Annotated in this window: 8 protein-coding genes; 2 read left to right on the plus strand and 6 right to left on the minus strand. The window is 72.5% G+C overall.

What is annotated here, in order from left to right:
• Positions 1-42: 42 nt before the first annotated feature.
• The 3 genes from K7862_RS14100 to K7862_RS14110 all read right to left on the minus strand — a co-directional run bounded on the left by K7862_RS14100 (position 43) and on the right by K7862_RS14110 (position 7521).
• Positions 43-4311, minus strand: a complete 4269-nt coding sequence (locus tag K7862_RS14100; RefSeq protein WP_222962906.1) for a discoidin domain-containing protein — start codon at positions 4309-4311, stop codon at positions 43-45.
• Between the two features lie 332 nt (positions 4312-4643).
• The gene (locus tag K7862_RS14105; RefSeq protein WP_222962907.1) at positions 4644-5906 is read right to left on the minus strand and encodes an FUSC family protein; all 1263 of its coding nucleotides are present in this window, start codon (positions 5904-5906) and stop codon (positions 4644-4646) included.
• 217 nt (positions 5907-6123) lie between these two features.
• The gene (locus K7862_RS14110) at positions 6124-7521 is read right to left on the minus strand and encodes an NADP-dependent succinic semialdehyde dehydrogenase (RefSeq protein ID WP_222962908.1); all 1398 of its coding nucleotides are present in this window, start codon (positions 7519-7521) and stop codon (positions 6124-6126) included.
• A gap of 432 nt (positions 7522-7953) precedes the next feature.
• Here K7862_RS14110 and K7862_RS14115 point away from each other — a divergent pair, with 432 nt between their 5' ends.
• The gene (locus K7862_RS14115; RefSeq protein WP_222962909.1) at positions 7954-9450 is read left to right on the plus strand and encodes a hydrolase; all 1497 of its coding nucleotides are present in this window, start codon (positions 7954-7956) and stop codon (positions 9448-9450) included.
• A 35-nt stretch (positions 9451-9485) separates the two neighbouring features.
• Here the strand turns inward: K7862_RS14115 and K7862_RS14120 are convergent, their stop codons facing one another.
• From K7862_RS14120 to K7862_RS14130, 3 genes are all read right to left on the minus strand, one after another.
• Positions 9486-11639: a SpoIIE family protein phosphatase gene (locus tag K7862_RS14120; RefSeq protein WP_372461576.1), complete on the minus strand. Its 2154-nt coding sequence runs from the start codon at positions 11637-11639 to the stop codon at positions 9486-9488.
• A 295-nt stretch (positions 11640-11934) separates the two neighbouring features.
• Complete coding sequence (locus K7862_RS14125) at positions 11935-12393, minus strand: hypothetical protein (RefSeq protein ID WP_222962911.1); 459 nt, start codon at positions 12391-12393, stop codon at positions 11935-11937.
• A 432-nt stretch (positions 12394-12825) separates the two neighbouring features.
• Positions 12826-13068 carry a hypothetical protein gene (locus K7862_RS14130; RefSeq protein WP_222962912.1) on the minus strand — a complete coding sequence of 81 codons (243 nt, stop codon included), beginning with the start codon at positions 13066-13068 and terminating at the stop codon, positions 12826-12828.
• A 646-nt stretch (positions 13069-13714) separates the two neighbouring features.
• Here K7862_RS14130 and K7862_RS38220 point away from each other — a divergent pair.
• Positions 13715-14491, plus strand: a complete 777-nt coding sequence (locus K7862_RS38220) for a peptidoglycan-binding domain-containing protein (RefSeq protein WP_222962913.1) — start codon at positions 13715-13717, stop codon at positions 14489-14491.
• Positions 14492-14577: the final 86 nt, after the last annotated feature.

Raw genomic sequence — 14577 nt, forward strand, 5'->3', positions numbered from 1 at the left:
CCACACCGATACCCGCCGGAACGCCGGAGCGATCCTGCCGCGCTAGTTGTTGACGGTGATCGTGAAGGTCGACGTGGTGTTCTGGATGTCGACGGCGTTGTCGCTCTCGTGCAGTCCGTTGAAGGTCACGGAACCGACGGCCGGTCCCTGACCGGACTCCGGCTGCGGGTTGGCCCACAGTCCGAATCCGGACTTGGCGTCGTAGGTGTCACCGCTCTTGTGGGCACCGGTGACGCTGATGTTGGTGAAGACCGTGTCCTGGATCGGGTTGAGCGAGGTGGAGCCGTTCCACTTGGTCTGGAACATGATCCCGGAGTAGGTCGGGCTGCTGATGTCGACGTTGCTGATCCGCAGGCCCTGGAGCTTGAACTCGGCGGAGTAGATCCACAGCGCGGGGAAGGTCTGCGCTCCCCAGAAGTGGCCGCCGTCCCTGACCAGCGAGATGTTGTCGAAGGTCGTCTGGGGCGAGGACTCGAAACCGAGGGCGGGGATGCCGCCGAACTGCAGCGAGCCGACGGTGATGCCGGGGTACGTGAGGATATCGGCGATGTACAGGTTGCTGAAGGTGTTGCCGCCACCGCCGTAGACCGCGAGCCCGGCGGCGCGCCAGGTGGTCTGCACGGTCAGGTTCTGGAAGGTGTTGCCGGTCTCCTGCTCGTTGTGGTTGTCGATGGCCGGGAACAGCGCGAAGCTGTCGTCGCCGGTGCTGCGGGCCTCGTCGTTGCTGACGAGGTTGCCCGTGCTGCCGTTGGTGAGGTTGATGCCGTCCGCGAAGGTGTCGCGGATGCGCATGTTGGTGAACGTGGAGTTGTCGACGTTGGTCGCCCACACCGCGCAGATGGTGTGCTCGATCCAGACGTTGTCGACGGTCAGGTTCGCGATGCCGTTGAGGTCGAAGACCTTGCCCGGGCCGTCGATCCGGCTGGTGTAGTTCCCGAAGAAGCCGAACCCGGTGAAGGTGGAGCCGTTGGCGCTGGACTGCACCGTGAAGCCGCCGTCGGTGTTCTCCTGGCCCTGCGGGGTGAAGAAGCGGGTGAACCAGGGGCCCGCGCCGATCACCTTGATCGCGCGGCCGTAGACGGTGAACTTGTTGGCCGTCTGGTAGTCGCCCGCCGGCAGGTAGACGCCGAGCTTGGTGGTGTCCTGGCGGGCGGCGTCCAGGGCGTTCTGCACGTCCTGCTGGGTGAGGCCGGCCGGCACGACGTACTTGGTCGGGTCCGGGTTGGGGACCGCGGTGGCCTGCTCGGTGTTGATGTAGTCGATGTTGTAGTAGGCCGCGGAGTTGGCCGCGTCCTTCTGCAGGGTGATGGTGTGGCCGGCCGGGACGGTCGTCCCGAGCAGCATGTCGGCCTCGTCGTAGATGTGCCGCGGGGCGCCGGAGCCGGCCGAGTTGTTCGGGCTGGTCTCGTCGCCGTACAGCCACTCGTACTTGGCGCTGAGCGGCATCGCCTTGAGGAAGGCGCCGTCGACGTAGACGTTCAGGGTGGTGTCCGGGCCGTCCGGGATGTTGAAGCGGACGACGAGGGTGTTGGTGGCGGACCGGGTGGTGAAGGAGATCTTGTCCCCGTTGCCGGCCAGGTGCACCGCCTTGCGGCCGGAGGCCTCACCGGCCGGGTCGCCGACGGTGCGGTTGGGGCCGAGCACCGTGGCGCCGCCGCCCAGGACGCCGTCCTCGGCCTCGTAGGAGTCGTACGGCATGTTCGCGCCGCGGCCGACGAAGAACGGCTGGCTGGTGGTGTTGTTGGCCTGCTTGGTGGCCACCTCGTTGCCGTCCACCGCGATCACCGTCTTGACGGTGTACTTGCCGTTGGCGGCGGTCCAGCTCCCGAGGCCGACCGGGGCGGTGGTGGCCCCCGGTGCGATGGAGCCGGAGTAGGACCCGGTGAGCGTCTTGACGACGCTGCCGGACGTGGCGTCGAGGATGGACAGGGTGATGCCGTGGGCGCCGCTCGCCGACGCGACCGTGCCCTGGTTCTTGAGCGCGACCGTGAAGGTGACGTTCTGGCCCGCGGACGGGTTGCCCGGCGACCAGGCCACCGGCGAGGCGACCAGGTCGGAGGTGTCCACCGGCTTGACCACCAGGGAGGTGGTGGTGCTGTTGTTGGTCTCGTTCTGCTCGACCACCGCGTTGGACTCGTCCACCTTGGCGGTGAGCTGGTAGGTGGCCGCGTCCTTGGCGCCGATGCTCGCCGTCACGTTGGTGCTCGCGCCGGCCGCCAGGGCGCCCACGGACGCCGTGCCGACCTTGGTGGCGCCCAGGTAGAAGTTGACGTTGGTGGCGCCCGACGCGCTGGTGCCGATGTTCTTCACGGTGGCGTTCACCGTGATCGGGTCGGTCTCCACCGGCGCGGCCGGGGTGGTGCTCAGGCTGCTCACGGTCAGGTCGGGGTTGGGGCCCGGCACGCCGATCACCTGCAGTTCGGCCGCCTGGCCGCCGCCGGCGCCGGAGTTGGCCGAGAAGATCACCTTCACGTCGGCGATGCGGGCCGACACCGGGATCGTCACCGAGTTGCCGCTGTTCGGGTCGAAGGAGTAGCTCTTGGGCGCCACGAGCTGGGTGAAGCCGCTCGCGCTCTGCTCACGGCCCTGGACCTCGATGGTCTGGGTGCGCGCGCCCCAGATCGGGTCCGGGTTGAGCTTGACGACGACCGAGCTGGTGTCGACGTCGGCGCCCATCTGAACGGTCAGCGAGCTGGTGCCGGTGCCCTCCCAGTACGTCGTCAGGTCGCCGTCGACGGCGTTGCCCGCGACGAAGTTCTGCACGGTGGAGGACGCGGTGACCGGCTTGCCCAGCGCCTGGTTGGTGCCGGTGGGCGTGGTGCCGTTGCGGGTGACCGTGTTGCTGTTCGCCGACTCGTTGCCCGCCGCGTCCTTGGCCCGCACGAAGTACGAGACGGTGGCGCTGTCGGGCTGGTTGTCGGTGTAGGTCAGCGTGGCGGCCGCGGTGGTGCCGATCTGGGCGCCGTTGGCGAAGACCTCGTACCCGGTCACGCCGACGTTGTCGCTCGCCGCGTTCCAGGTCAGCTTGATCTGGCCGGATCCGGGCTGGCTGTAGGCCAGGCCGGTGGGCGCGGTCGGCGCCTGCGTGTCGCCCGACGAGCCGGTGCGGGTCACGCTGTTGCTGGCCGGCGACTGGTTGCCCGCCGCGTCCTTGGCCTTGACGTAGTACGTCACGGTCGCGGTGTCGGGCTGGCTGTCGGTGTACGTCAGCACGGTGCCCGCCACCGAGGTGCGCAGGGTGCCGTTGGCGTAGATGTCGTACCCGGTGACCCCGACGTTGTCGGTGGCCGCGTTCCAGGTCAGCTTGACCTGGCCGGAGGCGGGCTGGCTGTAGGCCAGGCCGGAGGGCGCGGTCGGCGCCTGGGTGTCGCCGGTGGCGGGGCCGTAGACCTCGAACTCCGAGATCTGGCCGGCCGGCCAGCCGGTGTTGCCGGTGACGTTCAGCCGGACGTAACGGGTCGTGGCCTGGTTGAAGTTGATGGTGACGGTGTTGCCGGTGGCCGGGTCGAAGGTGTACCCGGCGGACGCCACGAGGTCGGAGAACGTCGAACCGTCGGTGCTGCCCTGGACCGCCAGCGTCTCGGTGCGCGTCGCCCAGGCGGAGGAAGGCGGCAGCTTCAGGACCACCTGGTTGACCGCCACGGCGCTGCCGAGGTCGACCCGCAGCCACTGCGGGAAGGCGTTGTTGGTGCTCTCCCAGTAGGTGCTGGCGTTGCCGTCGACGGCGTTGCCGGACGGGTAGACGTCGGCGTGACCGGACTCGGCGGTGGGCTTGCCCGCGGCCAGGTTGACGGTGGAGGCGGCGGCCGCCCGCACGGTCATCTCCGAGAGCTGGGCGGCCTTCCCTGCGGAGTTGCCGGTCACCTCGGCGCGGACGTAGCGCGCCAGCGTGGCCGGGAAGGAGACGGTCACCGTGTTGCCCGAGGAGGGCGCGAAGTAGTACGCCTTCGAGGGCACCACGGTGCTGAAGCCGCTGCCGTCGTCACTGGCCTGCAGGGCGAGGGTCTCGGTACGGCCCTTCCACCCGGCCGGCACCTTGAGGCGGACCTGGTCGATGCGGGTACTGCGGCCGAGGTCGATCTGTGCCCACTGGGGCAGCGCCCCGCCCTTGCTCTGCCAGTAGGAGTTCTGGTTCCCGTCGTCGAGCTGGGCGGCGGTGTGCCCCGAGTCGGCGGAGCTGGCCGAGGCCGGCGTCGCGGTCCCGGGGTGCGGCGCCGAGGCCGCGGCGGGGAGGACCTGGCCGCCGAGGTACAGCAGGCTGGTCGCGATCACCCCCGCTATCAGGCGTGGGATGGAGCGCTTCGATCTCATGGCGTCCCTCGAAGTCGTGGGGTCAGGAGGATGGCGATCTTGAGGCGCACTACTCGACTTATCCGAAACGTGCGGGGTTCAACTGGGTAAGTTGCACTGTTCCATGCGGATCCATCGTCGATCTGCTCATATTTTGCGTGCGTGTTGGCGCAGTGTTACAGACGCGCTACAGCGGCGTCTATGCCTGTGACGGCAACGATTCACGCGCGGTCAGCGGGACCCGCCCACGCGCGGCGCCCGGAACACGCCGGCTCCCGGCGCGACCGGCGGTTTCCGGCCACGGCGGGAGCCACGGGGCGAGGACGCGCGCCGCAGCGGCGCGCGAGGCGGGATCAGTCGCCGCGCGACGGCCTGCGGAACGCCTCGCGCACCGGCGCGGAGGTCCGCTGCACCACGGTGGACTTGGTCAGCCGGCGCTTGATCAGCTGAAGCCGCGGGTGCCGCTGACTGGCCTCGGAGGAGTAGCGGTCCAGCTCCTCGACGAGCCGCTCGGAGCGCTTCTCGACGGCGAGTTCGTCGAGGATGCGGTCCACCTCGGCGAGCACCGCACCGTGCAGCTGCCACTGGCGCGGATGCTGCTGCACGGCGTGCAGCAGCAGGTCGGCGGTGCGGTCACGGATCACCGCGCTGTCCGCGAGCGCCTGCGACAGCCGCTCCTCCGCCGACTCCGCGCTGGCCGCGACCTGGGTGGTGATGAGCACAGCGAAGCTCTCGATGGCGTTGGCCACCTGGTTGAGCAGTTCTTCCAGGGCCGCCGCGATGTCCTCGGGGAACAGCCGCTCCTGGGTCCTGGCCTTGGCCAGATCGGTCAGGGTCCGCGACAGCACACGCATCACCACCGCGCAGATCTCCAGGGTGTCCAGACCGGTGCGCAGCACGATCCGGGACAGCACCCCCTCGCGCACCCGCGGGTTCCAGCGCAGGCTGTCCTCGGCCTGCCGCAGGGACGCGTCCACCTCGACGATGTCGTGGTCGACCCGGCGGGCCTCGTGCAGGCGGGAGGCGGCCCGTTCGACCGGCAGGTGCCCGGCCACCTCGCCGGCCATGTCGCGGAAGAGTCCGGCCATCCGGTGGGACAGCTCCTCGATGGAGCCCCCGGCCGTCTGCACCCACACCGGGGGCGCGAAGAGCAGGTTGAACAGCAGTCCGACGGCGGCGCCGATGAGCGTCTCCAGGATCCGGTCCCAGGCCGTGTTGGCCACCCGGGCGACACCGAGGACGAGCATCGCGCTGATCGCCACCTCCACCTCGAACTCGCCGACCCGCACGAACCGGCCGACGAGCAGCGCGGTGAAGATGATCAGGCCCAGACTCCACCACGTCAGGCCCACCCCGGCACTGAAGCCGATCGCGATGAGCACGCCGACGACGACGGAGTTCACCCGTCGCACACCGGTGGTGAAGGTCGAGTAGAGGGTCACCTGGACCACCAGGAGGGCGGTCAGCGGTGCGGTCAGCGGGGCCGGTTGCGGGGTGAGCCAGAGGGCGACGACATAGGCGATGACGGCGGCGGCGGTCGAGCGGACGACTTGGGCGGCGGCCGGTTCGGTGCTCCACCGGACCAGCTTGACCACGGGTTCTGGTACGTCGGGCATTCCCGGACCTTTCCCGCTCTCGGCGATCTTACGGCCCCGGACGTCCCGCCCTCCCGGCTCGGCCCGGGGCTGCGGTCAGCCTAGGTTCGGCCGCACCGGGTGAGCGGCGCCGCCACGGCGGGGCCCGGCGGGTTCACACCTTCACCTCACGCGAACCCGCGGCGCCCGCCGTGGCGGCGTTCCCTGTGGTCCCTTCCGTTCGAACGCGTTCGACCGCTCAGCGGCCGTACCAGAGCGTGGTGACGTTGCAGAACGCCCGGATGCCCTGGGCGGACAGTTCCCGGCCGTACCCGGAGCGCTTGACCCCGCCGAAGGGCAGCGCGGGGTGGGAGGCGGTCATGCCGTTGAAGAAGACGCCGCCCGCCTGCAGATCGGCGGCGAAGCGGCGCTGTTCGTCCTCGTCGCGCGTCCAGACGTTGGAACTCAGGCCGAAGGGCGTGTCGTTGGCGAGTTCGACGGCCGCGTCCAGGTCCGGCACCCGGTACAGGGTGGCGACCGGTCCGAACGCCTCCTCGCGGTGGATCCGCATCCGCGGGGTGACGTCGGTCAGCACGGTCGGCTCGTAGAACCACCCGGCCTGCCGCGACTCGGGCCGCCGGGCGCCGCACAGCGCCCGGGCGCCCTGGCCGAGCGCGTCCTGGACGAGTTCCTCGAGGTCGGCGCGGCCCTGCTCGGTGGAGAGCGGGCCGATGTCGGTGGACTCCTCCATCGGGTCCCCTACCGTCAGCCCGCCCATCGCCCGGCCGAAGCGCTCCGCGAACGCGTCGTAGACGTCGGCGTGGACGATGAACCGCTTGGCGGCGATGCACGACTGCCCGTTGTTCTGCACCCGGGCGGTGACGGCGGTGGAGACCGCCTGGTCCAGTTCGCCGGCCGCGGACGGCATGACCACGAAGGGGTCGCTGCCGCCGAGTTCGAGCACCGTCGGCTTGATCGCGTCGCCGGCGACGGCGGCGACCGCGCGCCCGGCGCCCTCGCTGCCGGTGAGGGTGGCCGCGGCCACCCGCGGGTCGCGCAGCACCGCGTCGACGGCGGAGGACTGGATGAGCAGGGTCTGGAAACAGCCCTCGGGGAAACCCGCCCGCCGGAACAGCTCGCCGAGGTAGAGCGCGGTCTGCGGGACGTTGGAGGCGTGCTTGAGCAGGCCGGTGTTGCCGGCCATCAGCGCGGGAGCGGCGAACCTGACGACCTGCCAGAGCGGGAAGTTCCACGGCATCACGGCCAGCACCACGCCGAGCGGGCGGTAGCGGACCACGGCGCGGTGGGCGCCGCTGTCCTCGACGTCGGACTGCGCGGGGTGCTCGTCGGCGAGGAGGCGTTCGCCGTTGGCGGCGTACCAGCGCATCGCCTTGGCGCATTTGGCGGCCTCGGCGCGGGCGGCGGCCAGCGTCTTGCCCATCTCCGTGGTCATGGTCCGGGCGATCTCGTCGCGTTCCTTGTCCAGGAGGTCGGCGGCCGAGGCGAGGAGCGCGGACCGGGAGGCGAAGTCGGTGCCGCGGTAGGCGCGGAAGGCGCGGTCGGCCTTGGCGACGCGCTCCTCGATCCCGTCCGGCCCGAGGGGTTCGAAGGTCTTGAGGGTCTCCCCCGTCGTGGGGTTCACGGTGGCGATGGGCATGCTGCTCCTCCTCGGGCGGACGCCTTGGCGGCGAGTGACACGGCGAGACCCACGCACCGGGCCGGCGGTACGGCCCGACCCGCACGACACGCCCCGGCGTCCGGGCACGTGCGGCGGCTCACGCCCCCGCTCCATCCTGCTCCCCGCCGTGAGGTCCCGCGAGAGCGCGCGCCCGGGCGGCAGGCCGGGGCACCCGCTCGGCGGAACACCTGCCCACGGCCGCCCCAGCCACTCCGCCCAGTCTCCTGGTTCACGGGCCTATCCCCGACGGGTACCGTTCATCCATCCTTAACTCCTGGCACATACATGTCATGTTCTACGCGCGCAGACTCTGACCGCACGGCACCGAGCCCTGTCCCTGCGTCACCGGTCCTTTCGATCCCCCCACGTCCCCACGCCCCCCACTCCCCCACCCTCACTGGAGGTTGACGGATGCCTGGATCCCGTTCCCCCCGCCGCCACGCGCTGATCGCGGCGGCCGCCGCGGCGGGCGCCATCGGTCTGGCGGTGGCCGGCGTCGCCACCGGCGACGCGCAGGCCGCACCGGCCCGCTCCGCGTCGCCGGCGGCCGCCACCACCCACCGCGTGCTGTTCGACAACACCAAGGCGGAGACCGCCGGCAACGCGGACTGGATCATCAGCACCAGCCAGCCCGACCCGCTCGCCCAGAACCCGTCCCCGCAGTCCGAGACCGACTGGACCGGCGCCCTGTCGGCCTGGGGCGTCGCCCTGCAGAAGTCCGGCGGTTACACCCTGAACACGCTGCCGTCGGGGAAGACCATCACCTACGGCAACTCCTCGAACCCGCAGGACCTCGCGAACTTCGACACGTTCGTCGTCGACGAACCGAACGTGAAGCTCACCGCCGCCGAGAAGACCGCGGTGATGAACTTCGTGAAGAACGGCGGCGGTCTGTTCCTCATCTCGGACCACAACAACAGCGACCGGAACAACGACGGTTGCGACTCGCCGTGCGTCATCAACGACCTGCTCACCAACAACGGCGTCGACAACACCGACCCGTTCGGCTTCTCCGTCGACCTGCTCGACGTCAGCACCGACAACCCCCGGGCGATCAGCGACAGTTCGGACCCGGTGCTGCACGGCCCGTTCGGCACGGTCACCGGCAGCATCCTGCGCGACGGCACCACCTTCACCCTCAAGCCGGCCGACAACCCGAACGTCAAGGGGCTGCTGTACCGCACGGGGTACTCCGGCAACACCGGGGCGTTCTTCGTCACCAGCAGCTTCGGCAGCGGGCGCGTGGCCATCTGGGGTGACAGCTCGCCCGTCGACGACGGCACCGGCCAGTCCGGCAACACGCTGTACAACGGCTGGGACGACCCGGCCGGCACCGACGCGGCCCTCGCGCTGAACGCCACGGCGTGGCTGGCCGGCAGCGGCTCCGGCACCACGACCCCGCCGACCACCCCGCCCACCACGCCGCCGACCGGTGGTTCGTGCACCCCGCGCCAACTGCTGGCCAACCCCGGCTTCGAGTCGGGCAACACCTCCTGGTCCGCGTCGAGCAGCGTCATCACCAACGCCTCGGCCGAACCGGCGCACAGCGGCTCGTACAAGGCGTGGCTCGACGGCTACGGCACGGCGACCACCGACACCCTGTCCCAGACGGTGGCCGTCCCGGCCGGCTGCGCGGCGTCCTTCTCGTACTGGCTGCACATCGACACCGCGGAGACCGGCTCGACCGCCTACGACACGCTGAAGGTGCAGGTGCTGAACTCCTCGGGCACGGTGCTCGGCACCGTCGGGTCGTACTCCAACGTCAACGCCAATTCGGGGTACGCCCAGCACACGGTGGACCTCAGCGCGTACGCCGGGCAGACGGTGACGATCAAGTACACCGGTGTGGAGGGTTCCAAGCTGCAGACGTCGTTCGTGGTCGACGACACCGCGCTCAACGTCAGCTGACCCGCGAGGGTCCGTGCGAGCCGCGGGCGCGGCGTTCAGGTCCCCGTGACGTCCTCGGCGTCCGGCCCTGACGCGGCGCCCGGGGCGGCGCCGTCCGGTGAGCCGAACTCGCACCACACGGCCTTGCCGTCGCCCCGCGGCTCGACGCCCCACCGGGCGGCGAGCGCGTCGATCATCAGCAGTCCGCGGCCGGAGGTGGCCGCCTCGCCGGGCGACCGGCGGCGCGGCCACACGCTGGAGCGGTCCTGGACCGACAGGCGCACCCGGCGTACCGGCTCCGGCAGCACCTCCAGGGTGAGCACCGCGCCGCCCTCGGTGTGCAGCAGGACGTTGACCAGCAGCTCGCCCGCTGCGAGTTCGACGTCGTCGGCGAGGGCGCCCATCCGCCACGCGGTGAGTGCCTGGCGCAGGACGCCGCGCGCGTCGGCCAGGCCCTCGGGGTCGGCCTGGTGGACGTACTGGTGGATGCGCGGTGCGTGCCGGGAACCCGGGTCGGGGGCGCGGCGCAGGATGAGCAGGGCGACGTCGTCGGTGGAGCCCCAGCGCTCCCAGAGGGTGTCGGCCAGGTGGTCGGCGAGCTCCTCGGCGCGCTCCGGCCCGTTGTGGACGGCCTCCGCCAGCGCGTCCATGCCGAGGGTGATGTCCCCGCCGCGCTCCTCCACCAGGCCGTCCGTGCAGTACACCAGCGTCTCGCCGGGAACGAGGTCCAGCCGGGTCTCCGGGAACTCCTGCAGATCGAGCGTGGTGGCCAGGCCCAGTGGGAGACCGCCGCGGACGTTCGGCCAGCCGGTGCGTCCGTCGGTGTGCCGGATCAGCGGGCCCAGGTGCCCGGCGCGGGCGGTGCGCACCGTGCCGCTCACCAGGTCGACCTCGGCGTAACCGCAGGTCGCGAAGCGTTCGGTGTCGAGCTCGGCGAGGAAGCCGGAGGCGCGGGCGAGCACCGTGGAGGGCGGGTGGCCCTCGGCGGCGTACGCGCGCAGGGCGATGCGGAGCTGGCCCATGACGGCCGCCGCGTGCGTGTCGTGGCCCTGGACGTCGCCGACCACCAGCCCCACCCGGTTCTGGGGCAGCGCCACCACGTCGTACCAGTCCCCGCCGACCTCCCGGCCGCTCCACGCGCTGTGGTAGCGGACGGCGATCTCGGCGCCCTCGAACCGCGGGATGTGCCGGGGCAGCATCGACTCCTGCAGCCCGGTGGCGAACTCCCGCTCCTGGTCGAAGAGGATCGCCCGCTGCAGGGACTGGCCCAGGACGCCGGCCAGCGCGCCGTAGGTCTCGCGGTCCTCCCGGGTGAACCGGTCGCGCCGGCGGTAGAACAGCCCCATCGCCCCGATCGCCCGGGCCTGCGCGATCAGCGGCAGGAAGGCGGCGGCGTGCAGCCCGGACCGCTCCAGGTAGGGGCGCAGCAGCGGGAAGCGGGTGAGCAGGTCGGCGGAGGACGTCACGAACCGCGCCTGCTGGGTGATGACCGCCTGGGACAGCGGCAGCGAGTCGTCGAGGCGGCGCAGCTCCAGGTCCCTGAAGCCTGCCATCGGCTCGCCGGTGACGGCGACGAACCGCAGGTTCCCGCCCTCGATCAGGCCGAGGATCAGCCCGTCGGCGCTGAAGCGCTGCAGCGCGCCGGCGCCGGTGAGCACCGCGGTCACGTCGTCGACGGTGACGGCGTGGGAGAGCGCCTCGGTGGTGTGGCGCACCAGCGAGGACAGACTGCGACCGTCCCCCTCCCCGTCCCCGTCCCCGTCCCCGGTCGCGTCGCGGAACGCGTCGCCCGTCCCGTCCGCCGCCGCGGTCCGGCTCCGGGCGCCGGACGCGTCCGCCGCGCCGACCGCCTGTCCGTCCATGCCTGGGAAGGGCGGCGCCTGGCCGAGTTCCTCGGTGGCGTTCCGGACGACACCGACCACCCGGCGGGCCGTCCCGCCGTCGTCACGCAGGATGGTGCCCTGTGTGTGGGTCCACTGCTTCACGCCGTCGCGCCGGGTGACCTGGAAGTACCCGCTGTAGCTGCGGTGGCCGGACTGCAGGGCCCTGCGGAGCGCCACGTCCAGCCGTGCGCCCTCCTCGGGGGTCACCCGCATCACCAGCGAGTCGGGGCGCCGGTCGTACTCCTCGGGGCGCAGGTCGAAGACGTCGAGAGCGGTCTCGTCCAGGTCGAAGGTGCCCTGGTCGAGGTCCCAGTCGAAGCTGCCCACGCCGTTGATGGCCAGCCGCTCGCCGGGGCCGATGTCGGACGGCGGCACCCTGCGGACCGAGCCGTGCGGTCCCACGCGCGGGTCGTACCACCCGCGCCCCGGCCGTCGTCCCGTGCTCACGGCCGCGCTCCGCAGCCGCCCTCCCGCTCAGGGCCCGCACGGCCCCCGAGCGGGACGACCACGGCTGCTTCCTCCGTTTTCGTCCGCATCCCTGCCATTATCTCCGCACTCGCCGGAAGTGACGCGTCGCCCTGTTCCGGGCTCCGCGGAACCGGCCGGGCGCACGGGCGGCCGGTCAGTGGCGCGGCGAACGCAACCGGTGGAGGACGAGCCCGCCGGCCACCGCGACGAGGACGGCGCCGACGGTGACCTCGGCGCTGCCCGGGCCGGACGAGCCGCCGAGCGCGTTCTGCACCGAGCGCCGGGAGGGCGACGGGGTCGCCGCGCCGCCGCTGCCGATCGTGAGCGGAGTGCTGCCCTGCTCCGTGCCGCAGGTGAAGGCCACCTCGTACCGCGTGCCCGGGGTGGCGTCGGCCCGGAGCGTGACGGTGGCGGACTGGCCAGCGCCGCGCCCCTTGCCCAGGCGCACGTCCTCCAGGAGCGCGGGCGCCGAGGCCGTGGCCTGCGTGGCGCAGCCGGTGGCCCGCAGGGTGACGGTGCCGCCCGGGCCGACGGTCGACGGGGTGACGCTGAAGCCGAACGAGGTGACCAGGCCGCCGAACTCGCCGGGCGCGGTGATCGAGTCGGCGTTCACGGCGGGCGCCTCCGGCCGGGGCGGCGCTGCGAACGCCGTTGGTGCGGTCGGCCTGGGCGAGCCCGGCGTCGCCTCCGGGGCATCGGGGCCGGGGAGAGCAGGGACGGGGACAGTGGGGAGCGGTGCGGCCGAGCGGGCGGCGAGCGAGGAGGAAGCGAGCGCGGGTGGGGCCGCGACGGCCAGCACGGATCCGGTGAGGAGGGCGGCGGCGGTTATGCGTCCAGCGCGCATGGCGTTCTCCGGGTGCCGGGGCGATCCCGTGACCGCTCGGAGGATGACCGGCACACAGTCCGCATGGAACGCCGTCCGGGCCCGGGCCGCCCGGCCGGCGCGCCACCCACGCGCCGTCCGGACGAGCCGCCGGCCATTGCCTCCGGCCGTCAACTCGACGATGGCTGGGAGACGTTGACCGGACGCATGCGCGGCGCGCGGCTACGGCCGCTCCGCTGAACCGTTCGGGTGACGACGGCGCTGCGCCGGAATCGCGTCCGCGGTGGGGGCGACGACCGCGAGCACCACCGTGCCGGGACGTGCGGGAGGGCGGGTCGGCGGCTCGACACCCGGGAAACGGTCGACCAGCGCGTCGAAGATCCGGTACGCGCTCGTCTCGTCTCCCGCGGTGATGAGGACGTGCGCCAGACCGGGTGTCCACCGGGGATCCCACTCGTCGGTCACGGCCGGCTCCTTCCGTGTCGCGGTTGTGGCTGCTGATCCGTGGGACTGGTGTGCGCCGGGGCGCGGTTGCCGCGCGCGGCGCGGTTCACCCGCACGGGAGCGCACGCGGGGGCGTGTGCCGAGCGGGCGGCATGGCACGGCGATCATCGGGTACGTGTGGGGACGTCCAGCCGCGGGACGCAACCGTTCCGCGCCGAACCGCCGGAGGTCACCATGACCGAGCCGTTCCCCGCACCCACTCCCCCGGGCCGCCCGGGTGAACCCGCCCCCGGCCCCGACCCGGTGCCGGCCCCGGAGCCCCGTCCGGTGCCCGGGCCGTCTCCCGACCCGATTCCGCCGTCCCCGCCGGGGCCCGAGCCCACTCCCCCGGGGCCCGCTCCCGATCCGGTCCCGCCGACACCCACCCCGTCGCCGATGCCGGCCCCGCCGCCGCTGGACTGACCGTCCGATGGCCGGGGTGCCGACGTCGCGTCAGGGACTCCGCACACACGCGGCGTTGCCGGCGAGCATGAGCTGAACGCCCCAGTCTGCCCTGCCCGGGGCACGGTTGTCGGGCGAACCGTGATGGCCGCGGGCATCCCCTCCGGTGGTGGTAGGACGGGATCCGGCGGACGCACGTGGCCGACACGGTGGGAGCGGTGCAGCGGTGAGCGACTGGCAGCACGACAGGGGGACGCCGCGCAGGGACGTCGTACGGGCGCCGCTCGGGGCGGGAGCGGAACCGCCCGACGTCATCGAGGTGGTGTTCCCCGAGGCGGTACCGTCCGTGCCCCCGGACCCGTCCGCCACCGGGGCTGCGGACCGCGCGTCGTCCGGCTCGTCCCGTCCGCGCTCACGCCGCCGCGCCTCGCCCGCGGCGTCCCGGTCCTGGCCGGAGCGGCCGCTGCTGTTCGGCGGCCTGGCGATCGCGGTGGCCGGGCTGACGCTGCTGCTCGCCTGGGTCCTCTGGCCGGATGCGCCGGCCGGCGCGACCGGGTACCCGCCACTGCCCGGGCCGGCCTCGTCCGGCTCGTCCTTCGCGACCCTGCCGCTGCCGCGGACGGCCCCGCCGGCGCGGAAGGGTCCTCCCTCCGCGTCTGCCGGAGCGCCCCGCCACCCCACGGCCGGGCCGCGCGGGAGCCACGGGGCTCCGCCGCCGGCGGTCACGACGACCTCCTCCCCGCGCACGGCGTCGGGCGTCCCCACCGCGTCCTCGGCGTCGCCCACGGCCGGGCCGCGCACGCTGCGCTCGGGGGACGGCGGACCGGACGTGCGGGATCTGCAACAACTGCTGTTCCAGCAGGGGTTCACCTATGTGTCGGTGTCCGGCGTGTACGACGAGCCGACGGTCCGCGGGGTCACCCAGTTGCAGGAGGACCGCGGCCTCACCTGCGATCCGCCGGGCGTCTACGGCCCGTGCACCCGCGCCGCGCTCACCGCGTGACGCCGCTGTCCCGGCGCGAGGCGGCCTTCTCGGGCGAAGCCGTCGTGCACGGGGTCCGAGCCGTCGTCCCCGTCGTCGGAACGGGG

Source organism: Actinacidiphila acidipaludis (assembly GCF_019890725.1).
GTDB classification, from domain to species: Bacteria; Actinomycetota; Actinomycetes; order Streptomycetales; family Streptomycetaceae; genus Actinacidiphila; species Actinacidiphila acidipaludis.